Annotated in this window: 17 protein-coding genes; 12 read left to right on the top strand and 5 right to left on the bottom strand. The window is 35.0% G+C overall.

Annotated features, from left to right (window positions below):
- Positions 1 to 254: 254 nt before the first annotated feature.
- Complete coding sequence (locus tag FNW21_RS05665) at positions 255 to 656, bottom strand: excinuclease ABC subunit B (RefSeq protein WP_144255772.1); 402 nt, start codon at positions 654 to 656, stop codon at positions 255 to 257.
- A 59-nt stretch (positions 657 to 715) separates the two neighbouring features.
- Between FNW21_RS05665 and FNW21_RS05660 the strand changes: the two genes are divergently transcribed.
- The 3 genes from FNW21_RS05660 to FNW21_RS05650 all read left to right on the top strand — a co-directional run bounded on the left by FNW21_RS05660 (position 716) and on the right by FNW21_RS05650 (position 3,177).
- Positions 716 to 1,525 (top strand): alpha/beta hydrolase, encoded by an 810-nt coding sequence (locus tag FNW21_RS05660; protein WP_144255771.1) that lies wholly within the window; start codon positions 716 to 718, stop codon positions 1,523 to 1,525.
- A 74-nt stretch (positions 1,526 to 1,599) separates the two neighbouring features.
- Positions 1,600 to 2,610, top strand: coding sequence for a dipeptide epimerase (locus tag FNW21_RS05655; RefSeq protein ID WP_144255770.1), 1,011 nt, complete (start codon positions 1,600 to 1,602; stop codon positions 2,608 to 2,610).
- Positions 2,611 to 2,712: 102 nt separating this feature from the next.
- A complete protein-coding gene (locus tag FNW21_RS05650; protein ID WP_144255769.1) occupies positions 2,713 to 3,177 on the top strand; it encodes a DUF1456 family protein in 465 nt (154 codons plus the stop codon).
- A gap of 62 nt (positions 3,178 to 3,239) precedes the next feature.
- On the opposite strand, the gene FNW21_RS05645 is transcribed toward FNW21_RS05650, so the two are convergent.
- Complete coding sequence (locus tag FNW21_RS05645; RefSeq protein ID WP_144255768.1) at positions 3,240 to 4,802, bottom strand: protein adenylyltransferase SelO; 1,563 nt, start codon at positions 4,800 to 4,802, stop codon at positions 3,240 to 3,242.
- Between the two features lie 131 nt (positions 4,803 to 4,933).
- The gene (sucC, locus tag FNW21_RS05640) at positions 4,934 to 6,127 is read right to left on the bottom strand and encodes an ADP-forming succinate--CoA ligase subunit beta (protein WP_144255767.1); all 1,194 of its coding nucleotides are present in this window, start codon (positions 6,125 to 6,127) and stop codon (positions 4,934 to 4,936) included.
- Positions 6,128 to 6,532: 405 nt separating this feature from the next.
- Between sucC and gltB the strand changes: the two genes are divergently transcribed.
- The 6 genes from gltB to FNW21_RS05610 all read left to right on the top strand — a co-directional run bounded on the left by gltB (position 6,533) and on the right by FNW21_RS05610 (position 16,592).
- Positions 6,533 to 11,050 (top strand): glutamate synthase large subunit, encoded by a 4,518-nt coding sequence (gltB, locus tag FNW21_RS05635; protein WP_144255766.1) that lies wholly within the window; start codon positions 6,533 to 6,535, stop codon positions 11,048 to 11,050.
- A gap of 69 nt (positions 11,051 to 11,119) precedes the next feature.
- Positions 11,120 to 12,574 carry a glutamate synthase subunit beta gene (locus FNW21_RS05630; protein WP_144255765.1) on the top strand — a complete coding sequence of 485 codons (1,455 nt, stop codon included), beginning with the start codon at positions 11,120 to 11,122 and terminating at the stop codon, positions 12,572 to 12,574.
- Positions 12,575 to 12,791: 217 nt separating this feature from the next.
- Entirely contained in the window at positions 12,792 to 14,348 is a 1,557-nt protein-coding gene (locus tag FNW21_RS05625) for a type I restriction-modification system subunit M (protein WP_144255764.1), read from the top strand.
- A 10-nt stretch (positions 14,349 to 14,358) separates the two neighbouring features.
- The gene (gene rhuM / locus FNW21_RS05620; protein ID WP_144255763.1) at positions 14,359 to 15,342 is read left to right on the top strand and encodes a virulence RhuM family protein; all 984 of its coding nucleotides are present in this window, start codon (positions 14,359 to 14,361) and stop codon (positions 15,340 to 15,342) included.
- A gap of 98 nt (positions 15,343 to 15,440) precedes the next feature.
- Entirely contained in the window at positions 15,441 to 15,986 is a 546-nt protein-coding gene (locus tag FNW21_RS05615; protein WP_144255762.1) for a restriction endonuclease subunit S, read from the top strand.
- A 66-nt stretch (positions 15,987 to 16,052) separates the two neighbouring features.
- A complete protein-coding gene (locus FNW21_RS05610; RefSeq protein ID WP_185963891.1) occupies positions 16,053 to 16,592 on the top strand; it encodes a restriction endonuclease subunit S in 540 nt (179 codons plus the stop codon).
- Positions 16,593 to 16,595: 3 nt separating this feature from the next.
- On the opposite strand, the gene FNW21_RS05605 is transcribed toward FNW21_RS05610, so the two are convergent.
- Both FNW21_RS05605 and FNW21_RS05600 read right to left on the bottom strand, forming a co-directional pair.
- Positions 16,596 to 17,489 (bottom strand): Fic family protein, encoded by an 894-nt coding sequence (locus FNW21_RS05605; protein WP_144255760.1) that lies wholly within the window; start codon positions 17,487 to 17,489, stop codon positions 16,596 to 16,598.
- 85 nt (positions 17,490 to 17,574) lie between these two features.
- Complete coding sequence (locus tag FNW21_RS05600) at positions 17,575 to 18,660, bottom strand: restriction endonuclease subunit S (RefSeq protein ID WP_185963890.1); 1,086 nt, start codon at positions 18,658 to 18,660, stop codon at positions 17,575 to 17,577.
- Between the two features lie 139 nt (positions 18,661 to 18,799).
- On the opposite strand from FNW21_RS05600, the gene FNW21_RS05595 reads away from it, so the two are divergent.
- The 3 genes from FNW21_RS05595 (at position 18,800) to FNW21_RS05585 (ending at position 23,088) form a co-directional block, all read left to right on the top strand.
- Positions 18,800 to 19,726 (top strand): site-specific integrase, encoded by a 927-nt coding sequence (locus FNW21_RS05595; protein ID WP_144255758.1) that lies wholly within the window; start codon positions 18,800 to 18,802, stop codon positions 19,724 to 19,726.
- A gap of 111 nt (positions 19,727 to 19,837) precedes the next feature.
- Positions 19,838 to 20,194, top strand: coding sequence for a four helix bundle protein (locus FNW21_RS05590; protein ID WP_144255757.1), 357 nt, complete (start codon positions 19,838 to 19,840; stop codon positions 20,192 to 20,194).
- 26 nt (positions 20,195 to 20,220) lie between these two features.
- On the top strand, positions 20,221 to 23,088 hold the full coding sequence (locus tag FNW21_RS05585; RefSeq protein ID WP_144255756.1) for a type I restriction endonuclease subunit R: 2,868 nt from the start codon (positions 20,221 to 20,223) through the stop codon (positions 23,086 to 23,088).
- Positions 23,089 to 23,264: the final 176 nt, after the last annotated feature.

Below are 23,264 nucleotides of genomic sequence, written 5' to 3'. Positions count from 1 at the left end.
AAATCAGTATGGAATCAAAGTCCATAGATTTGGTTTGGGAGACTTATTGAAAGCTTAATTTTAAACCCAAATTGCACCAATTAATTGTTGGAAATTGGTGCAATTTGTGGTTAAAAAAGTTTTAGATACAGAAAAACGAAATATAGCCAAGCACATAGTTTTAACCTATTTTTGAGCCCCATAAATTTCATTTTTGTGTTCAAGAGGTCAGCATATCCGTTTTTGGAAACGGAAAGGCTAATCTGTAAAAGGTATTAATTGTGTTGCTCTTGAAAAACGTGTAACAAAATCTTGGGATCCACCATAGCGTTTGGTGCTTCTTTCATCATTTGCAGTACCCGCTTTGTGGCAACAGGATTTAGTCCCATATCAATGGCAATTTGAGAAATAGCAACTGCTTCTTTGGCGTGCAAAACGCCATCGCAATACATTAACAAGGCCAATCTATAGAACTGTTGAATACGTTGAAATTCGGATTTTATGTTCAAAATAGGCAATTCTTGATGAAATAAATCATTGAAAACCGCTTTTTCGATTCCTAATTCGGTAGCGACAATTTTTAAAAACTGGTATTCTCTCCCATGCAACCTCCCATCAACGGTAGAGAAAGCGATCATTTCTAAAAGTAAACTTCTTTTTTCTTCAAAGCTATTCATCAATTTATTATTTTTAGCTAAAATATCGTTTTTAAAGTTAAAATACAAAAAGCCAACCCATGATTCGACCATTGTTACTTTTTTTTCTTTTTTGGGCAACAATTCCCATTTGCATAGCGCAAGAAAGTACTGCTTCCAAGCAAGTATCCACTTTTACAATTGCTGCTCCACAACTGGGTACTGCCAAAAAAATATGGTTGTATTTGCCTTTAGATTATGCTAAAACGACCAAAAAATATCCTGTAATTTACATGCACGATGCCCAAAACTTGTTTGATGCCAAAACTTCTTTTGTAGGCGAATGGAATATCGATGAAAAATTAGACAGTTTGAAAGCACAAGTTATTATTGTGGGGATTGAACATGGTAACGAAAATAGATTGGCTGAATTAACACCTTTTAAAAACGAAAAATACGGCGGCGGAAAAGGCGATTTGTATTTGGATTTCATTGTCAATACCCTAAAACCGCAAATTGACGCCACGTATAGAACTAAACCTGACAAGAAACATACGGGCATTATGGGAAGTTCCCTAGGCGGGTTGACGTCTTTTTATGCAACGCTCCAATATCCTGCTGTTTTTGGTAAAGCGGGTGTGTTTTCGCCTTCTTTTTGGATTAATCGGAATGCTATTTTTGAATTGGCGGAAAACACTAAAAAAATGCAAACCAAGTATTATTTCCTTTGCGGAGATTCCGAAGGGGATGAAGATATGGTTCGTGATCTCAACAAAATGGAATACCTCATAAATACCAAACGCTGTTACTGCCTCAATTTAAACCGAAAAGTAATTGTAAAAGGGGGACAGCACAACGAAAAACTCTGGCGTGACGGATTTGTAAAAGCAATTTTATGGTTGGGATATTAACGGAATGTTTTTACTATGAATGAAGTGATGGAACAAACTTAATTATACTTTTTTTGAACCTAAAATAAATTAGCATGCAACTCATCATACGAACCTATAATCTTAAACTCAAGCATACGTTTACCATTTCAAGAAAATCAATAGATGTACAACCTTCGTTGATTGTGGAGCTACAAAGTGATGGCTTTTCGGGCTTTGGGGAAGCAACATCCAATCCGTATTACCACATAACTGTGCCCATGATGGTGCAGGATTTAGAAAAAATTAGGACTCTAATTGAAACTATTACTGATGAAACGCCAGCAGTTTTTTGGTTAAAAATACACCCTTATTTAAAAGAAAATACATTCGCCTTGTGTGCATTAGACATTGCTTACAACGATTTATATGCTCGTAAAAAAGGAAAAAAACTATACGAATTGTGGCAGTATAACCCTCAAAATAATCCAGTAACCGATTATACGATTGGTATTGCTTCTGTCGAAAAAATGGTCGAAAAAATGAAAGAATTGCCGTGGCCTATTTATAAAATAAAATTAGGAACGCCCCAAGATATTGCCATTGTTACCGAATTGCGAAAACATACAAACGCCATTTTTAGAATCGATGCCAATTGCGGTTGGAATGTTGATGAAACCATTACAAATGCTATTGCGCTCCAAAAACTGGGTGTCGAATTCCTAGAGCAACCCCTAAAAGCAGATGATTGGCACGCTCATGCCGAAGTTTTTAAACATTCGGTATTGCCTATCATTGCCGATGAAAGTTGTATTATCGAAACCGATGTAGCCAAATGCCATCCGTGTTTTCATGGTGTAAACATCAAATTAGCCAAATGTGGCGGACTAACTCCCGCCAAACGAATGATTGAAGAAGCCAAGAAATTAGGGCTAAAAACCATGGTGGGCTGCATGACAGAATCTACCGTTGGGATTTCGGCAATTGCACATTTGCTGCCTCAATTGGATTATGTGGATATGGACGGTTCGCTGCTATTAGCGCAAGATATTGCTAGCGGAATCACCATAGATTATGGTAAAATCAGGTACGCTACCGAAAACGGAACAGGCGTAAAACTACTCTAATGGTTTTAAAAAAATCCAAATCCGCTAAAGAACAACCAATTCTAAATCTAAAAACGTGTACCAATTGCTTTTTAGTCTTACCTTTGTAAAAAAATAAATAAAATGACAAATAACGATATTTTCAAAAAACTTCGTGTAGCACTCATGTTGCGTGATGACCAAATAGTTGAAATTTTAGAATTAGTAGATTTTAGAATCACAAAATCAGAATTGGGTGCTTTTTTTAGAGACGAAAAGCATGAAAATTATATGGAATGTGGCGATCAAGTATTGCGAAATTTCCTTAATGGATTGGTTATTCACTTGCGTGGAACCAAAGAAAACCCAAAAAATCCAAACGCCGTTTTAGCCAAACATAAAGCCGAAATCCCGGTAAAAGATGGCGATGCTAAAAGAGCAGAGTTCAAGCCAAAACCCAAAGACGAAGAACGATCAAGAGGCGACGAAAGTCCTTCAAAATCAAAACCTGCTGCAAAGAAAATCTCAAAAAAAGAGTTCCCAAAAGGAAATAATAAAATACAAGTTGTCGAAAAAGTAAAGTTTAATTTCGGGAAAAATAAAAAATAAAAAATTAACCTAATATCAAAAAATCCTGAATATTTTCAGGATTTTTTAGTTTAAAACAAGTCTTAAGAGCTGCAACTTAACATTGAGCAACCTACTTTATTTCTTGCCCAATCGGGTCTTTTGGCAAACCATTTTTCATAATTGGGCTGCTCTGCGTAGGGATTTTTAAGCATTTCAAAAAGGGCGTTCAGTAGAGCGTAATCGCCTTTGTCAGCGTCATCAATACAGAGTTGCGCCATATAATTGCGTAAAACATATTTGGGATTTACAGCATTCATTACTGCTTTTCTTTCGGTATCCAATAGCGATTCTTCTTGAAGTCGAAGGCAATAGGTTGCGAGCCAATCGTGCCAGTTTTTCAAGACCGTTTCGTTGATCTCTTCGTTATAAAAGGCGTATTTTATTTTGTCGAAAGCGGTAGCTGCTGCATCGTCCTTGGTTACATTGGCTAAATTCCGAAAGAAAATCGTCATATCTGTTTCTACAACTGGCAGCAGTTGCGTTAGGTTTTGTATTAGAATCGCATCTGATTCTTTTGGGATATGCAAACCCAATTTTTCCTGCATCATCAACAAATACTTTTTTTCATAACGGGTGCTAAACGCATTTAGAATTGCTTCGAGTGGTTTGGCATCGTTTATCAGTGGGTACAATGCATTTGCCAATTGGTATAAATTCCAAAGTGCCATTTCAGGTTGGTTCCCAAAACGGTATCTTTTGTATTGATTATCAGTAGTATTGGGTGTCCAGTCAGGATTGTAATCCTCCAGCCAGCCGTAGGGACCATAGTCAATGGTGATGCCGTGAATAGACATATTATCCGTATTCATTACGCCATGAACAAAGCCTACTCGTTGCCAATGGAGAATCATTTCGAGAGTTGTTTGGGTTACTTCTTCAAAGAAAGCTAGGTATTTTGCTGTTCCTGTTGCGGTTATATGCTGAAAATGATGTTTGATAGAAAAATCAGCCAATAACTTGAGATTGGCATCGTCATTGCGTGAAGCAAACAATTCGAAACTGCCAAAACGAATAAACGATGGCGCAACTCTGCATACAATTGCCCCTTTTTCGTAAGCAGGATTACCATTATACAAAACATCACGTAAAACGGGATCACCAGAAAGGATAAGCGAGAGCGACCGAGTGGTAGGAATCCCCAGATAATGCATGGCTTCGGCACACAAATGCTCCCTGATCGAAGAACGCAAAACGGCAAAACCATCAGCAGTTCGAGAATAGGGTGTTGAGCCTGCACCTTTTAGTTGTAAAATATAGGATTGGTTATTATGAGTAACTTCGGTTAAATTAATCGCACGTCCATCGCCGAGTTGTCCCGCCCAATTCCCAAATTGATGTCCCGCATACGCTAATGCAAAAGGCTTCGTGCCCGGATACACCTTTTTTCCCGAAAAAATAGTCAAAAAATCGGCTGAAAAAATAGCGTCTTGCTCAAGTCCTATTAATGCAGCTACTTCCTTCGAAGCATGCATCAAAGAAGGATTGGAAGGCTGTTTGGGTTCTACGTAAGAAAAACAAGCTTGCTCCACCTGTCTCGGTATATTGATTTCGATAGGATCAGCGGGTAATTGGGATATAAAATTATGTTGTATTTGAAGTTTCATGTCTTGAAAGGATGCTAATGTTCAAAAAAAAACAGCAATTGTTTGAGGTAAAGGTATTCGATATAATTCCTAAAAACAAAAAATCCTGTTCACTAGAGCGAACAGGATTTTTGAATATATTATTTTTCTAATTAAGAAAGTGCCACTTTTACTTGGTCAGCAGCTTCTTGGAATTCTGTAGCTGATAAAATTGGCATCCCAGAATTTTCAATAATTTGTTTTGCTTCAACAGCATTAGTTCCTTGTAAACGAACAATGATTGGCACTTTTATAGCGTCACCCATGTTTTTATAAGCATCAACAACTCCTTGTGCCACACGGTCACAACGAACGATTCCTCCAAAAATATTGATCAAAATTGCTTTTACGTTTGGATCTTTTAAGATAATACGGAAAGCCGTTTCTACACGTTTTGCATCGGCAGTTCCACCTACGTCTAGGAAATTTGCAGGTTCAAAACCAGCATATTTAATTAAATCCATAGTTGCCATGGCTAGACCTGCACCATTTACCATACATCCTACACTTCCGTCAAGATCTACGTAGTTCAATCCTACTTCTTTTGCTTCTACTTCGATTGGATTTTCCTCACGAATGTCACGCATATCAGCATATTTCTTTTGTCTGTACAACGCATTATCATCGATATTTACTTTGGCATCAACTGCCAAAATTTTATTGTCAGATGTTTTCAAAACGGGGTTGATTTCAAACATGGAAGCATCTGAACCAATATACGCATTGTATAATGAATCAATAAATTTCACCATTTCTTTGAAAGCATTTCCGGAAAGACCTAAATTAAAGGCAATTCGTCTAGCTTGAAAACCTTGTAATCCTACTGAAGGATCTACTTCTTCGGTAAAAATTAAATGAGGTGTATGTTCCGCCACTTCTTCGATATCCATACCACCTTCGGTAGAATACATGATCATATTTCGTCCTGTACCTCTATTTAAAAGGACAGAAACATAAAATTCTGAAGTTTCGCTTTCACCTGGATAATACACATCCTCGGCGATTAAAACTTTATGTACTTTTTTACCCTCTGCAGATGTTTGAGGCGTAATCAATTGCATACCAATAATTTGTTCTGAAATTTCCTCTACTTGTTGCAAGTTTTTGGCTAATTTCACACCACCACCTTTTCCACGACCACCGGCGTGTACTTGTGCTTTCACAACGTACCAGCTGGTACCTGTTTCAGTAGTTAATTGTTTTGCAGCGGCTACTGCTTCTACTGGACTATTAGCTACAATGCCGCGTTGAATGCGAACGCCATAGCTAGCTAGAATCTCTTTTCCTTGATATTCGTGTATGTTCATAATAAAAGAATTTGTCTGGTTTCTGAATTTATTTCAGAATAAAAGTGGCACAAAAATAGCAAAATTAAACGGAACTGTATTTTTTTTTTGAAATTTAATGACAACGCAAAACTATTATATAAAATGAGCTTCAAAGTACTGTTTTAAAGAAAAAATATAAAGAATCTATAAAATTTTGTTATAAATTTCAAACCCAAACTTATAACAGAATAAATAGTACAAAAACCACTTTTGCTAGGACTTAATTTTTGATTTTATTATTGATTTTACAATTCAAACCTACTTAATTGAGATTATTATCATTTATTTAAGCTTATTTTACTTTTATAGCAAAAATGGGGCTTAAAAGTCATTTCCATTCGTTATATGTTATGAAATCTTTAATTTTGTAAAAAAATTATCAGCATGAGAGTTAAAGAACAAGGTCTTTATTTGCCCGAATTTGAACACGACAACTGTGGCGCAGGATTTATATGTAATTTGAATGGAATCAAGTCGAACGACATCATTCACAAGGCTCTAGATATCCTTATAAAGTTAGAACATAGAGGAGCAGTAAGCTCGGATGGTAGAACTGGAGATGGTGCCGGAATTTTATTTGATATTCCCCATGCTTTTTTTAAGAAAGTATGTGATTTCGAAATACCTGAAGCGAGAGAATATGCAGTTGGGATGGCTTTTATGCCAAAAAGTCAAAATCAAGTCACTTTTTGTAAAACTACTTTTGAAAAAGCGATAAAAGATCAAAATCTTGCCGTTTTAGGATGGAGAGATGTTCCTGTTGATGTTTCTAATTTAGGTCAAATTGCTGCCGAAAAAGAACCAACGGTTAAACAAGTATTTGTGGGCAAAAATGGTTTGGATATTACCGAACAACAATTCAATGCCAAATTATTCTTGGCTCGAAAAATTGCCGAACACACGATTCGCAACTCAAGAACTTCCGAAAGTCACATGTTTTACTTTTCAAGTTGTTCTACTACTACTATAATATACAAAGGATTGTTGATGCCAGAAGACATCAGCCGTTACTATACTGATTTATTAGATAGCGATTTGGTCACCAGATTAGCTTTGGTTCACCAACGTTTCTCTACCAATACATTCCCGTCTTGGGATTTGGCACAACCGTTTAGATACATGTGTCACAATGGTGAAATCAATACTTTGAGAGGAAACGTAAGCAGAATGCGTGCTCGTGAGGAATTGATGAAAAGTGATGTTTTTGGTGACGACTTAAAAAAATTATTCCCAATCATTTTAGAAGGAAAATCAGATTCTGCTTCTATGGATATGGTGGTGGAGTTGTTATTAATGACTGGTCGTTCACTTCCAGAAGTGATGATGATGGTGGTTCCAGAAGCTTGGGAAAAACACCAAACGATGTCGGACGAAAAGAAAGCGTTCTACGAATACAATGCTTGTATCATGGAACCTTGGGATGGTCCAGCTTCGATTCCTTTTACTGATGGAAACGTTATTGGTGCCTTGTTAGATAGAAACGGATTGCGTCCATCGCGTTATACGTTGACCAAAAGCGGTTTTGTAATCATGTCGTCAGAAATTGGTGTTCTTGACGTTAAGCCAGAAGATGTAATACAACACGGAAGATTAGAACCAGGGAAAATGTTCCTTGTTGATATGAATGAAGGACGTATTATTGAAGATGACGAAATAAAACACGCTATCGTAACTAAACGTCCTTACAGAGAATGGTTGGACAACAATTTGTTGCAATTAGCCAAAATCCCGTATACCAATAATCAAATTCCAACTGAAAAAATTGATTTTGAAACCAGACAACGTTTGTTTGGTTACACTATAGAAGATTTAAAAACGATCATCAACCCAATGGGAGCACAAGGAAACGAAGCCTTGAGTTCAATGGGTAACGATACGCCTCTTGCTGTATTGTCAGACCAACCGCAACTGTTGTATAACTATTTCAAACAATTATTTGCTCAAGTGACCAATCCGCCTTTGGATGGTATTCGGGAAGAAATAATTACCGATACTAGTTTGGCAATTGGTGGTGACCACAACGTTTTTGACATTACTGATCAACATTGTAAGAAAATAAAAATTCAAAATCCGGTTATTTCTAATGAGGATTTGGATAAAATAAGACATATCGATCACGCCGATTTCAAGTCCGTAACTATTTCTACTTTATATAAAATAGAAAAAGGAGTAAACGGATTGGAACGCGCTTTAGAAAAATGTGTACAAGCTACCTTCAAAGCAGTTTCTGAAGGATGCAATATTGTGATTCTTTCTGATAGAGGAGTGAGCGAAGAAATGGCGCCAATCCCAATGTTGTTAGCTACCTCCTATATTCATCATTCTTTGAACATTCTAAAAGTTCGTTCAAAATTTGGAATCATAATCGAATCGGCAGAGCCACGTGAGCCACACCATTTTGCATTATTATTTGGTTACGGAGCGAGTGCTATCAACCCGTATATGGTCAATGAGATTATTCACGACCAAGTAAATCAAGGTTTTATTACTGGTGTAAAAGCAGATTATGCTATTGGTAATTACAACAAAGCGATTGCAAAAGGGATTCTGAAAATCATGAACAAAATTGGTATCTCTACGTTACATTCGTATAGGGCGGCACAAATTTTTGAGATTTTAGGTTTAAATAAAACATTCACCTCTAAATATTTTCCATACACGCCTTCTAGAATTGAAGGTATTGGACTAATGGAAATTGAAAGAGAAGTTAAGAAAAGATACCAAAACGCGTTTCCAAAATCGGAAATTGCAAACTTATTGCCACTAGAAATAGGCGGAATTTACAGATGGAGACGAAACGGTGAAAAACACATGTTTAATCCAACGACTATTTCAAAACTGCAACAAGCCGTTCGATTGAACAGCCCAGAAAGCTATAAGGAATACTCCAAAATGGTCAACGATCAAAGTGAAAACTTAATGACTATTAGAGGTTTGTTTGAATTCAACAACTTGGATCCAATTTCAATTGATGAAGTAGAACCTTGGACCGAAATTGTAAAAAAATTCAAAACGGGTGCCATGTCTTATGGTTCAATCAGTTCAGAAGCGCATGAGAATCTTGCGATTGCCATGAACAGAATTGGTGGAAAAAGTAACTCTGGAGAAGGAGGAGAAGATCCAAAACGTTTTCAAAAAGAATTGAATGGGGATTCTAGAAATAGTGCCATCAAGCAAGTAGCCTCTGGACGATTTGGAGTTTCGATCAATTATTTGACCAATGCCAAAGAGATTCAAATAAAAATGGCTCAAGGTGCAAAACCAGGAGAAGGTGGACAATTACCAGGCGAAAAAGTAGTGCCTTGGATTGCCGAAACAAGAAATTCTACCCCTTATGTAGGACTTATTTCACCACCACCTCACCACGATATTTATTCTATTGAGGATTTATCACAATTGATTTTTGATTTAAAAAATGCCAATCGTGAAGCAAGAGTGAATGTAAAATTAGTTTCGGAAGTGGGAGTTGGTACTATTGCTGCTGGTGTTGCCAAAGCAAAAGCCGATGTGATTTTGATTTCTGGATACGATGGAGGAACAGGTGCTGCACCTTTAACTTCGCTACAACATACAGGTATTCCTTGGGAATTGGGTCTTGCCGAAGCACAACAAACGTTAATCTTAAATGATTTAAGAAGTCGTGTGGTTCTAGAATGTGACGGTCAATTAAAAACAGGTCGTGACGTAGCTATTGCTGCCTTGCTTGGAGCCGAGGAATTTGGTTTTGCCACTGCACCGCTAGTTGCATCTGGTTGTATCATGATGCGTGCGTGTCACTTGAATACCTGCCCCGTAGGTATTGCTACACAAGATCCTGAATTAAGAAAAAATTTCAAAGGAACGCCAGAACACATTATCAATTTTATGTATTTTATCGCCGAAGAGTTAAGAGAAATTATGGCTCAACTTGGTTTTAGAACCTTAAAAGAAATGGTGGGACAATCACAAAAACTGAATGTCAACAAAGCAATCAAACATTATAAAGCGAGTGGATTGGATTTGTCAATGATATTATACAAACCAGAAAAAGCCAAAACAGTTCCTAATCACAATACAACAACGCAAGATCACGCATTAGAAAACGTATTGGATTTTGCCATCATCAAAGCGGCTATTCCATCTATTTATAGAAAAGAAAAAACAAGAGTTACTTTTGATATCAAAAACACAGATCGTTCCGTAGGTGCGATTTTGAGTAATGAGATTTCAAAAATTTACGGAGCACAAGGATTACCAGAAGACACTATTCTTGTTGACTTTACAGGTTCAGCGGGACAAAGTTTTGGAGCATTTGCTACTAATGGATTGTCGTTTAAAATTCACGGAAACTGTAATGACTATTTAGGAAAAGGACTTTCAGGTGGGAAATTAATTATCAAAGTCCCTCCTACTGCTACCTTTAGTCCAGAAGACAACATTATCATAGGAAACGTGGCCCTTTATGGCGCAATTACTGGAGAGGCTTACATTAACGGTATGGCTGGAGAGCGTTTTGCGGTACGAAATTCTGGTGCAACAGCAGTTGTAGAAGGAATTGGAGACCACGGTTGTGAGTACATGACTGGAGGAACGGTAGTAGTTCTAGGTAAAACAGGTCGAAACTTCGCTGCAGGTATGAGTGGTGGTGTTGCGTATGTGTATGATGCCAAAAAGAAATTTGAAAACGGTTTGTGCAACATGGAAATGGTAGCATTAGAAACATTAGAAGAGGAAGATTTGACTAAATTAAGACGTTTAATTAGAAATCATTCCATGTATACCAATAGCCCTTTAGCCAAAAGAATTTTGACTGATTGGGAAAATGAAAGCAAACATTTCATTAAAGTGATGCCAACAGATTACAAAAAAGCATTGCAAAGATTGGCAAATGAAAAGCAAGTTGAAGAATTAATAGCTTTGTAAAATAACAATTTCAATGGCAATTAAGAAAAGGAATAGTCAAATTGAAATTTGAAATTTAATAAAAAAATCATGGGTAAAATAGGTGGATTTAAAGAATATAATAGAGCCGACGAAAGTAACGTTGCTGTTCTAGAAAGAGTGTCGAATTATAATGAATTTACAGTTCCATTAACCAAAGACAAAATCAAAGAACAAGGTTCTAGATGTATGGATTGTGGTATTCCTTTTTGTCATAGCTCCTGTCCGTTAGGAAATTTAATTCCTGATTTTAATGACATGGTGCACCAAGAAGAATGGGAAAGTGCCTTGAAGATTCTACAATCTACAAACAATTTTCCGGAATTCACAGGTCGTTTATGTCCTGCTCCTTGCGAAAAATCATGTGTGTTGGGCATCATCAGCGAACCAGTTGCTATCGAAAATATTGAAAAAAATATTATCGAGAGAGGTTTTGCCGAAGGCTGGATCAAACCACAAACCCCAGAAGTAAGAACAGGAAAAACGGTTGCCGTTATTGGCTCTGGCCCTGCTGGACTTGCCGCTGCTCAACAATTGAATCGCGCAGGTCATACCGTTACTGTTTTTGAAAGAGATAACGCTATTGGTGGATTATTACGTTACGGAATTCCAAATTTCAAATTAGAAAAAGGAATTATCGACAGACGTGTAAAAGTTTTAGAAGCTGAAGGTGTTATTTTCAAAACCAATGTAAACGTAGGGGTTAATTATAGTGTAGAAGAGTTGAATTCTTTTGATTCTATCGTATTATGCGGTGGAGCGACCGAAAGAAGAGGTTTGCCTACCAAAGGTGCCGATAGCAAAGGTGTTGTTCAAGCCATGGACTTTTTGTCACAACAAACCAAAGCGTTGTACGGAGAAACCATTGCGGATCAAGTAATGGCTACTGGAAAAGACGTCATCGTAATAGGTGGTGGAGATACTGGATCGGATTGTGTAGGAACATCAAATAGACACGGAGCAAAATCAGTGACTAATTTTGAAATTATGCCAAAACCACCAGTTGGGCGTAGCAAAACCACACCATGGCCTTTCTGGCCATTGCAATTGAAGACTTCTTCTTCACACGAAGAAGGCTGCAACAGAAACTGGTTGATTAACACCAAAGAATTCCTTGCCAACGAAAAAGGGGAACTAGTAGGATTAAAAACCGTTGAAGTGGCTTGGAAAATGACACCAGGTCAAAGACCAGAGTTGATAGAAAAAGAAGGTTCAGAGAAAATATGGCCTTGTGATTTGGCTTTATTAGCACTTGGATTTACAGGGCCTGAAAAAACGTTAAGCGACCAATTAGGATTAGAAACCGACTTTAGAAGCAATTATAAAGCGACCAATTATCAAACGAATGTACCACATATATTTACTGCTGGCGACATGAGAAGAGGACAATCTTTAATCGTTTGGGCAATCTCTGAAGGACGTGAAGCGGCAAGAGAAGTCGATTTATACCTGATGGGTTTTACCAATTTACCCACTAAAGGTACAGGTGATTTGCCAGGCTTGTAGTCTTTTTAAAATATTTTTTTTTAATCCCTTGATACTTTGTCAAGGGATTTTTTTTGTTTTAAAAAACTCATTATAGAGTAGTATCTTTTTAGAAATACAAAAAACAAATCCTTCAAAAATATTTCAGTATCAAGGTATATTATACAACCGAAAAGGATTACTTTTAGTCAATTTTAAAAGATTATAAATCCTCAATTTTAAGCCTAATTTATACAAAATGTCAGAAGACCAAAAGAAACAACTCGAACAACAACTTTGGAATATTGCAAACACCTTAAGAGGAAAAATGAATGCAGATGAGTTTCGTGATTACATTTTAGGATTTATTTTTTATAAATATCTCGCTGAAAAAATGGAGATTTATGCCAACACTATTTTACAACAAGACAAAATACAATTTAGAGATATACAAGAAAATACCGAAGACGGACAACAATATATAGAAGCCATCAAGGAAGCTTCATTGCAAACTTTGGGTTATTTCTTGAAACCTTCTGAATTGTTCAGTGAAGTTGCCAAACGAGGCAATAGCGATACCAATACTTTTATCCTTGAAGATTTACAAAAAATTCTAACCAATATCCAGTTGAGTACCATGGGTACACAAAGTGAAGAGGATTTTGAAGACCTTTTCTCGGATATGGATTTAAACAGTAACAATCTTGGAAAAACTGCCGAAGCACGAAACGCAATTATCGCAAAAGTGTTGATGCACCTTGACCAAATCGATTTCAAGTTAGGCGATACCGAATTGGATGTCTTGGGCGATGCTTACGAATATTTGATTGGACAATTTGCCAGTGGAGCAGGAAAAAAAGCGGGCGAATTTTACACTCCGCAAGAAGTTAGTAAAATATTGGCTAAAATTGTTACCACAGGAAAAACCAGACTAAAATCGGTTTATGATCCTACTTGTGGCTCGGGCTCTTTACTACTTCGTGTGGCAAAAGAGGTAGATGATGTCAACAACTTTTACGGTCAAGAAATGAATCGTACCACGTACAATCTTGCCCGAATGAATATGATTTTACACGGAGTGCATTTCCTAAAATTTGACATTAAGCAAGAAGATACCATTGAGCATCCACAACATTTGGATTTGCGTTTTGAAGCCATCGTTGCCAATCCGCCATTTTCGGCACAATGGAGTGCCAATCCCCTATTCACATCCGATGATCGTTTTAGTCAATATGGAAAATTAGCTCCCAGTAGCAAAGCCGATTTTACTTTCGTACAACACATGATTTACCAATTGGCAGAAAATGGTATTATGGCAATTGTTTTGCCACACGGCGTTTTGTTTCGTGGAGGAGCCGAATTGCACATTCGAAAATATCTGATTGAACAAAAAAATTATCTTGATGCCGTGATTGGTTTACCAGCCAATATCTTTTACGGCACAGGAATTCCTACTTGTATTTTGGTATTCAAAAAATGCAGGGAAACACCCGATGATATTCTATTTATTGATGCCAGCAAAGGATTCGAAAAGGTAAAAAGCCAGAATATGCTTCGTGATGAGCATATTGATAAAATTGTGCAAACCTATCGTGACAGAACCGTCATCGAAAAATACAGTTACAAAGCCACCTTACAGGAAATTGCCAACAACGATTACAACCTAAATATTCCAAGATATGTCGATACTTTTGAAGAACAGGAAGAAATTGATATTCAAGCCGTAATGAGTGGCATAAAAGAATTGGAAGCCAAACGAGCCGATTTAGATGTTCAAATTGAAGTGTATTTCAAAGAATTAGGATTGGTGATTTAAAAAGTGAATTATGAGTAAAAGTGAAATCATTATTTATAATTCAGAAGATGGTTCGGTAAAGATTCAAACCCGACTCGAAAATGAAACTGTTTGGCTTACACAAGCTCAAATGGCAATACTTTTTGGTAAAGACAGAACCGTAATTACCAAACACATTACTAATATTTTTAAAGAAAATGAGCTTGATGAAAAAAGCAATGTGCAAATTTTGCACATTGCAAATTCAGACAAACCCGTAAAAATCTATAACCTGGATGTTATCATATCCGTAGGTTACAGGGTAAAAAGTTTGCAAGGAACAAAGTTTCGGCAATGGGCAACTGCTCGTTTACGAGAATATATTGTAAAAGGTTTTACAATGAATGATGAATTGCTGAAACAAGCAGGTGGAGGCAATTATTTTGAAGAACTTTTGTCTCGTATCAGAGATATCCGTTCGTCTGAAAAAGTTTTTTGGAGAAAAGTGCTTGATATTTATGCTACAAGTATCGATTATGATCCAAAATCAGAAAGCAGTTTGTTATTTTTTCAAATCATACAAAACAAAATGCACTGGGCAGCCCACGGAAATACAGCGGCTGAAATTGTTTATAAAAGAATAGATGCTACCAAACCCAATCTGGGTTTAACCAATTTTAAAGGCAATAAACCGACCAAACAGGAAGCTGAAATAGCCAAAAACTATTTAACCGCTGAAGAACTGAATATTTTAAACCGAATTGTATCGGCTTATTTGGAGTTGGCAGAAATACAGGCGCTCAATCGCAAGCCAATGTATATGAAGAATTGGATAGAAAAGCTAGATGAATTTATAAAAATTTCGGGCAATGAAATTTTACTACACGGCGGCACTATAAGCCACCAACAAGCTATTGATAAAGCACATAATGAATATGAAAAATACAACCAACAAACCCTAAACGACCTTTCTGAAGCCGAAAAACATTTTATCCAACATTTAGAAAATGACACCAAAAAACTAAAGGGCAAATAAAATTAGAAGAAATAATTTGCCATTTTCCTAACATCAGGAAGACGATACAAAAAAAATAAAATCCTTAATGTCTAGCATTAAGAAACACAATAGCCAAGATGCAAGAAAAATATAAGAGTATGAGCAATGTTCCAAATTTAAGATTTCCTGAATTTTCAGATGAATGGGAAGTGAAGAAATTGGGGGATATTGGAGATGTAAAAATGTGTAGAAGAATCTTTAGTGATGAAACTTCATCTATTGGAGATATACCTTTCTTTAAAATCGGTTCATTTGGTAAAGAAGCTGACGCTTTTATTTCTAAAGAATTATATTTAGATTACAGAAAAAGATTTTCATATCCTAAAAAAGGAGATGTTTTAATTTCCGCAGCTGGAACAGTAGGAAGAACAGTTGTATTTACAGGAGAAGATGCTTATTTTCAAGATTCTAATATTGTTTGGATAGACAATGATAATGCAAATGTCAATAATGATTTTTTGTTCTATATTTTAAAAATCGTGAAATACAATACAGAAGGTGGTACTATTCAACGATTGTACAATAGCATTTTAAAATCAACTAAATTTAATAGTCCTAAAATTTCCGAACAAAATAAAATATACAATTTCCTTAATCTAATCGATGATAGAATTCAAACCTAAAACAAAATAATTCTACGATTAGAATCCTTAATTCAAAATCTCAGAGATAAGATATTTAAGCAAAAATTGAGATTTAAAGATGATTATGGGAATGATTTTCCCGAATGGAAGAATAAGAATTTGGGAGAAATTTGCGAAAAAAAATCCTCTAATATTTCTGCAAATAAAATAGAAGATAATTTTGGTAAATATATTATCTATGGTGCATCGGGAGTTTTAAAGAAAGTTGATTTCTATGAAGAAAAAAGCGATTACATAAGTATTGTAAAAGATGGAGCAGGTGTTGGTAGACTTTTTTATTGCAAAGGAAAATCTTCTGTTTTAGGAACGATGGATATTATTAAACCATTGGTAAATACAAATACTCATTTTTTATTTTACCTGTTAAGCAATATTGATTTCACAAAATATATAACAGGCAGTACAATTCCGCATATCTATTTCAAAGATTATAAAAATGAAAATTTTGGAATTCCTTCTTTGGAAGAACAAACTAAAATTGCAGATTTTTTATCCAAAATAGATGAAAAAATTGAAATAGAAAAACAACTATTAATTCAATATAAAAATCAGAAAAAGTATTTGTTACAGAACCTTTTTATATAGTATTTACTCAAAATCAATCTCAAAATATTTTAAAATAGCTTTGTAATTATCTTGTGCGGAAAGGCAAGTATCCATTAAATATTCTTTTACATCATCCCATTGTTGTAATCCACGATAATAGAATAATTTTAACTCATCATCAATAATAAACGGAACAATGTTATTAGTTAGACATTCCTTGAATAGTATTAATCTTCCCACACGACCATTGCCATCTTGAAAAGGATGAATAACTTCAAATTTCTGATGAAAATCAATTATATCTTCAAAAGTTTTTTGTTCTTTATTATGATAATTTAAGAGCAAGTTTTTCATTTTTGCAGCAACTTCTTTAGGCGAACAGGTTTCGTTGCCACCTACTTCATTTGGTAACTTTTTGTAATCGCCAACATTAAACCAATCTTTTCGACTGTCTGATGTTCCTGATTTTAGCAAAAAATGCAATTCTTTTATAAACGATTCTGTGAGTTTAGAATTTGCTTTTTCAATAATCAAATCAATACAGCGAAAATGGTTATTGGTTTCAATAATATCATCGACATTCACACTCTCATCGGTGATGCCAATGGTGTTGGTCTCAAAAATAAAACGGGTTTGTTCTTGGGTAAGCTTGCTTCCTTCGATACGGTTAGAATTATAGGTCAAATCAATTTGAGTACGGTGGTAAATTCCACCTTTCAACTTCATATCTTTTTGCTCTTTGAGTTGATTGAGCAGTATATTATTGCTGAATTTTTTCTTGTTTTCTTTTTCAGGTAAGCCAGCATCTTTCGGAATATTCCAAGTTTTTCCCGTCAAGAAAGCACCTTTTATTTTGCCTTTGGCACAATAGTTTCGCACCGTTCTTTCTGGAATATTCCATTTTTTCGCAAATTCCTTTACTGAAATATAGTTCATTTTTTCTTTGAAGTTGCCTATATCGGCAACAATTAATAAATTAACACTCCAAATTTAGCTATTTATTGCCGATAAAGGCAGGAAATTATATAAAAAGATTATATAGTAAATATTGTTTTTGGTTTTTGTATTGTTCTAAAATTTCATTTTCTGTTTTAATTTTTTCATCAATAGAAGAAAGGAAATCGGCAATTCTGGTTTGTTCGTCAATAGAAGGAACGAGGATTTCAATTGGTGCAAATTTAGAAATCCAATGTCTTTCGTGACCACCTATTTCATAATTCATAAATTGCATAGCTTCAAAAATGAATTTTATATAAACTCCTTTTGTTGCTGTTAAAATTTTCATAGCTGATGATTTTGCTTTAAAAGGAAAATCAACAAATTGTGTTGCTGTTGTGAAATCATCGAATATTATAACAGGTAAATTATTTTCAAATATTCCATTAGTTTCATTTGTATAACCAAGAATAAAAGTCTTTCCTGCCGTGAGAACTGGCGTTTTATATGAATTATCATACTCTGTACTTGAAACCAAATATTTTGTCGGTTGAATATAATCTAAACATTCACCCAACTTCTTTACTTCCCAAACACCAAAATCATTTCCATCATCGCCTTTGAATCGTAACTGTTGAGAAAATAGCTTTTGTGCTAGCGTAGATTTCAGTATTTTCAATTCCTCAATTATTTTGTTTTGGGTTTGAATTCTATCATCGATTAGATTAAGGAAATTGTATATTTTATTTTGTTCGGAAATTTTAGGACTATTAAATTTAGTTGATTTTAAAATGCTATTGTACAATCGTTGAATAGTACCACCTTCTGTATTGTATTTCACGATTTTTAAAATATAGAACAAAAAATCATTATTGACATTTGCATTATCATTGTCTATCCAAACAATATTAGAATCTTGAAAATAAGCATCTTCTCCTGTAAATACAACTGTTCTTCCTACTGTTCCAGCTGCGGAAATTAAAACATCTCCTTTTTTAGGATATGAAAATCTTTTTCTGTAATCTAAATATAATTCTTTAGAAATAAAAGCGTCAGCTTCTTTACCAAATGAACCGATTTTAAAGAAAGGTATATCTCCAATAGATGAAGTTTCATCACTAAAGATTCTTCTACACATTTTTACATCTCCAATATCCCCCAATTTCTTCACTTCCCATTCATCTGAAAATTCAGGAAATCTTAAATTTGGAACCTTAAGATTAAAGATTCCTCGTCCTCATTAGAAAAGATTAAAAATCCGCAATCCTTAATTTATTTCCTTTGAGATTAATAATCTTAAAAATCAAATTATGAACGAACAAAAGAAAATTTCAGAAGTCATCAACCTATGGAAAACAGACAAAAAGCAGTATGTAAAAAAATCGAGTTTCTCGGCCTATGTACTTTTAACAGAAAATCATTTAGTACCTGTTTTTGGGAATCAATACACTATTGAAGAAGCCGAAGTGCAACAATTTGTATTTCAAAAAATAGAACAGGGATTGAGCCACAAAACTATTAAAGATATTTTGATTGTACTGAAAATGGTACTCAAATTTGGTGCTAAAAACAAATGGTTAGAGTATCAAGCCTTTGATATTCAATTCCCGACAGAACGAGAAAAACACGACATTGAAGTTTTGAGTAGAACCAATCAAAAAAAGATAATGAACTACATTCAAGAGCATTTTACTTTTAGGAATTTAGGGATTTTCATTTGCTTGAGTTCTGGCATACACATTGGCGAAGTTTGCGCTCTCACTTGGGAAGACATCGACACCGACAGAGGAATTATAAGCGTAAAAAGAACGATACAACGCATTTATGTCATTGAAGACAACATTCGCAAGACGGAAGTTCTTTTGGACACACCCAAAACCAAGAATTCCATCCGTGATATTCCCATGAGCAGGGATTTATTGCGACTGCTGAAACCCTTCAAAAAAATTGTAAACAGCTCCTTTTTTGTATTGACCAACGACGAAAAACCCACCGAACCCAGAACTTACAGAAGCTATTACAAGAACCTAATGCGAGAATTAAATATGCCCGAACTCAAGTTTCACGGGCTACGCCACAGTTTTGCCACCAGATGCATTGAAAGCAAATGCGATTATAAAACGGTCAGCGTTTTGCTTGGGCATTCGAATATCAGTACGACTTTGAACCTGTATGTTCATCCCAATATGGAACAAAAGAAAAAAGCGATTGACCAAATGTTTAGAGCGCTTAAATAGTTATGAATTATGAGTTATGAGTTATGATTTATGAGTTGTGGATTATGAATTGGAACAGACGAATATTGTTCATTTTATTGTAAGTTTGTAATTGTATCGATTTTATAAATTATGAGTGATAGTATTGTTAAAACAAAGAGTTTTCAATTTGCTTTGCGGATAGTTAATTTATACAAACTACTGACATCTGAACGAAAAGAGTTTGTAATGAGTAAGCAACTGTTACGTTCTGGAACTTCTGTCGGAGCAAATGTTCGGGAAGCTGGTAATGCACAAAGTTCGGCTGATTTTATTCATAAATTATCTATTTCCCAAAAAGAGTGCGATGAAACATTATATTGGTTGGAATTATTAAAAGAGACCTATTATATTACCGAAATAGAGTTTAGTAGTATGTATAGAGATGCTACAGAGGTTTTAAAAATCATTCGAAGTATCATTATTACCACAAAGAAAAAAAACTCATAATTCATAACTCATAATTCCCATTTATTTTGTCCAAACAATCCGAACAAGTTTTAGAAGAGCAACTCATTGAACAATTACAAAAATTAGGCTATCAATATGTGACTATTCCCGACGAAAAATCGTTATTAGCCAATCTGAAAACGCAATTGGAAAAACACAATCGCATTCAGTTTAGCGATTCCGAATTTGAAAAAGTGATTCATATTCTCAACAAAGGTTCGGTGTTTGAAAAAGCAAAAACGTTGCGTCAAAAACAGCATATTGTACGAGATAATGGCGATAATCTATATTTTGAGTTTATCCAAAGTGAACATTGGTGTCAAAATCAGTTTCAGGTTACGCAACAAATAACGATGAAAGGGACTTATGAAAATCGCTATGATGTTACCTTGCTCATCAACGGTTTGCCATTGATACAAATAGAACTCAAACGTCGAGGTTTGGAGATGAAGGAAGCTTTTAACCAAATCAATCGCTATCAAAAACACAGTTTTGGTGCTGGAAAAGGTTTGTTTCATTTTGTCCAATTATTCATTATCAGCAACGGAGTGAACACCAAATATTTTAGCAATTTTGGCTCGAACAAGCAAGAATTTCTGCAAACTTTTCATTGGACAGGCGAAAGCAATAAACCACTCAATAATATTTTAACCGAATTTGCCAATACATTTTTAGAACCTTGCCACATCAGCAAAATGATATGCAAATATATTGTATTGAACGAAACCGAAAAAAAATTAATGGTTTTGCGCCCCTACCAATATTTTGCGGTAGAAAATATCATCAAAAAGGTAACTGAAAACACTATTTTAAACGGTTACGACATCGAGAAAAACGGCTATATCTGGCATACAACAGGTTCTGGAAAAACATTAACCAGCTTTAAAGCAAGCCAGATTTTATCGACTATTCCAGCAATTCAAAAAGTGGTTTTTGTAGTGGATAGAAAAGATTTGGATTATCAAACCAATCAGGAATACGACAAATTTAGCAAAGGTTGCGTGAGTTCTGCAGTAAATACAGATGACCTGATTCAAAAATTTAATGACCCCAATGTAAAAGTTATTGTAACTACGATTCAAAAATTAAACAATACCATTTCTTCGGGTAGAAATAGTTACAAAATGAAGAACATTCAGCACCAACGAATGGTTTTTATTTTTGATGAATGCCATCGTTCACAATTTGGCGAGACGCATAAAAACATAGTGAGTTATTTTACCAATATTCAACTTTTTGGATTTACGGGTACGCCTATTTTGGCAGAAAATGCTAATGGAGAAAAAACAACCACAAGTTTATTTGGCAAATGTTTACACAAATACGTCATTACTGACGCTATTCGGGATGAAAATGTACTGCGTTTTTCGGTAGAATATATTAAAACCTTCAAGCAGAAAGAACAAATAATAGATTTGAAAATTGAGCAAATCAACGAAGCCGAAGTATTTGAAGCACCCGAACGCAAAAATGCCATTGCTGATTATATCTTACAACATCACGTTCAAAAGACACAAAACAAAAACTTTTCGGCTATGATGTGTGTTCAAGATATTGATGCTGTGATTCAATATTACGAAATTTTTAAAGCCAAGAAATTACGAGACGAACACGATTTAAAAATAATTACCATTTTTAGTTTTGCACAAAACGAAGAAGAAATCGAATACAGTATAGAAGAATCACAATTGGATATGGCTGCCGAACCCGAAACGCAATATGGCAATCCCAAGCCACATCGTTGCGAAATATTAGACAATTATATAGTCGATTTTAACAACACATTTGGCACCGCTCATAGCACTAAAGACAGCCAGAGTTTTTATAATTATTACAATGATGTAGCCAAAAAAGCAAAGAATAAAGAAGCCGATATATTGCTAGTTGCCAATATGTTTTTGACTGGTTTTGACAGCAAATTTGTAAATACTTTATATGTGGATAAAAACCTTCAATACCACGGACTGATTCAAGCTTTCAGTCGCACCAACCGTACTTTCGACAAAAACAAAACACAAGGAAACATTGTGTGTTTTCGAAATTTAAAGGATAAAACCGATGAAGCGATAACACTTTTTAGCAACAAAGAAGCCATTGACGAAATCATTGTAGAACCTTATGAGCAATATGTGGCAAAATTTAATGAGGCGACACAAAAAATGCTGGAATTAGTCCCCGAAATACGTTCTGTTGATGATTTGCTGACGGAAGAAGACAAAATGCAATTTATCATCGCCTTTAGAAATCTGATGAGATTGTATAAAAAAATGAGTCATTATACAGAATTTACTTGGGATGATTTGGCTATTGACGAACAACTTTTTGCCGATTATAGTAGTAAATATCAAGATTTAAAACCGCCTACACATCTTGTCACCGAAAAAACATCAATATTGAATGATATTGATTTTGAATTAGAATTGATACAAAGAGACACCATCAATGTAACTTACATCATTCAATTATTGATGAAATTAAGGTCTAAAAACACTACAGCAGATAAAGAAGCTATCGAAAAAGAAGTGGCTAATTTATTGAACAGCCAAGTTACCTTAAGAAGCAAACGAGAATTAATTGATAAATTCATTCAGGAGCATTTACCCGCAATAAACGACACCGACACCATTCCAGACGAGTTTGAAAAATTTTGGAACCAAGAACAAATAAAAGCATTCAAAACATTAGTGACCGAAGAAAACCTTTCGGAAGAAAAAACAGAAAAGTTACTCGAAAATTACCTTTTCGCAGAAAGAGAGCCATTACTAGATGAAATTTTAGGACTTCGAATAGAAGGAAGACCAAGCGTTTTGAAATATAAAGAAATCGGGAATCGAATTTTGAGTAAGATTATAAATTTTGCAGATACTTTTGTTAACGGGGTAACAGGAAGTTAAAATAGGAATATCTATTTTGGTTTTACCACGAATTGTGTGGGCAAAAATTTTCGCCACGACTCGAGCGATAGCGAATAAGCGAGGCAATTATACGAATTTTAATGATTTTAATTGGATTTGTGTAATTAAAAACTATATTTTTTTGTGAAAATTCGTAAAATTCGAAGTGTTTTTTT

It is taken from the genome of Flavobacterium restrictum (genome assembly GCF_007097245.1).
Taxonomy (GTDB): Bacteria; Bacteroidota; Bacteroidia; order Flavobacteriales; family Flavobacteriaceae; genus Flavobacterium; species Flavobacterium restrictum.
This window is presented reverse-complemented; position numbering and strand designations above follow the sequence as displayed.

Bases quoted from the DNA above. Each gene is read 5' to 3' on its own strand.
- FNW21_RS05645 (WP_144255768.1), bottom strand. From the start codon at position 4,802: ATGAAACTTCAAATACAACATAATTTTATATCCCAATTACCCGCTGAT.
- FNW21_RS05595 (WP_144255758.1), top strand. From the start codon at position 18,800: ATGAACGAACAAAAGAAAATTTCAGAAGTCATCAACCTATGGAAAACA.
- FNW21_RS05615 (WP_144255762.1), top strand. From the start codon at position 15,441: ATGCAAGAAAAATATAAGAGTATGAGCAATGTTCCAAATTTAAGATTT.
- FNW21_RS05605 (WP_144255760.1), bottom strand. From the start codon at position 17,489: ATGAACTATATTTCAGTAAAGGAATTTGCGAAAAAATGGAATATTCCA.
- rhuM (WP_144255763.1), top strand. From the start codon at position 14,359: ATGAGTAAAAGTGAAATCATTATTTATAATTCAGAAGATGGTTCGGTA.
- FNW21_RS05660 (WP_144255771.1), top strand. From the start codon at position 716: ATGATTCGACCATTGTTACTTTTTTTTCTTTTTTGGGCAACAATTCCC.
- FNW21_RS05655 (WP_144255770.1), top strand. From the start codon at position 1,600: ATGCAACTCATCATACGAACCTATAATCTTAAACTCAAGCATACGTTT.
- sucC (WP_144255767.1), bottom strand. From the start codon at position 6,127: ATGAACATACACGAATATCAAGGAAAAGAGATTCTAGCTAGCTATGGC.
- FNW21_RS05665 (WP_144255772.1), bottom strand. From the start codon at position 656: ATGAATAGCTTTGAAGAAAAAAGAAGTTTACTTTTAGAAATGATCGCT.
- FNW21_RS05650 (WP_144255769.1), top strand. From the start codon at position 2,713: ATGACAAATAACGATATTTTCAAAAAACTTCGTGTAGCACTCATGTTG.
- FNW21_RS05590 (WP_144255757.1), top strand. From the start codon at position 19,838: ATGAGTGATAGTATTGTTAAAACAAAGAGTTTTCAATTTGCTTTGCGG.
- FNW21_RS05625 (WP_144255764.1), top strand. From the start codon at position 12,792: ATGTCAGAAGACCAAAAGAAACAACTCGAACAACAACTTTGGAATATT.
- FNW21_RS05630 (WP_144255765.1), top strand. From the start codon at position 11,120: ATGGGTAAAATAGGTGGATTTAAAGAATATAATAGAGCCGACGAAAGT.
- gltB (WP_144255766.1), top strand. From the start codon at position 6,533: ATGAGAGTTAAAGAACAAGGTCTTTATTTGCCCGAATTTGAACACGAC.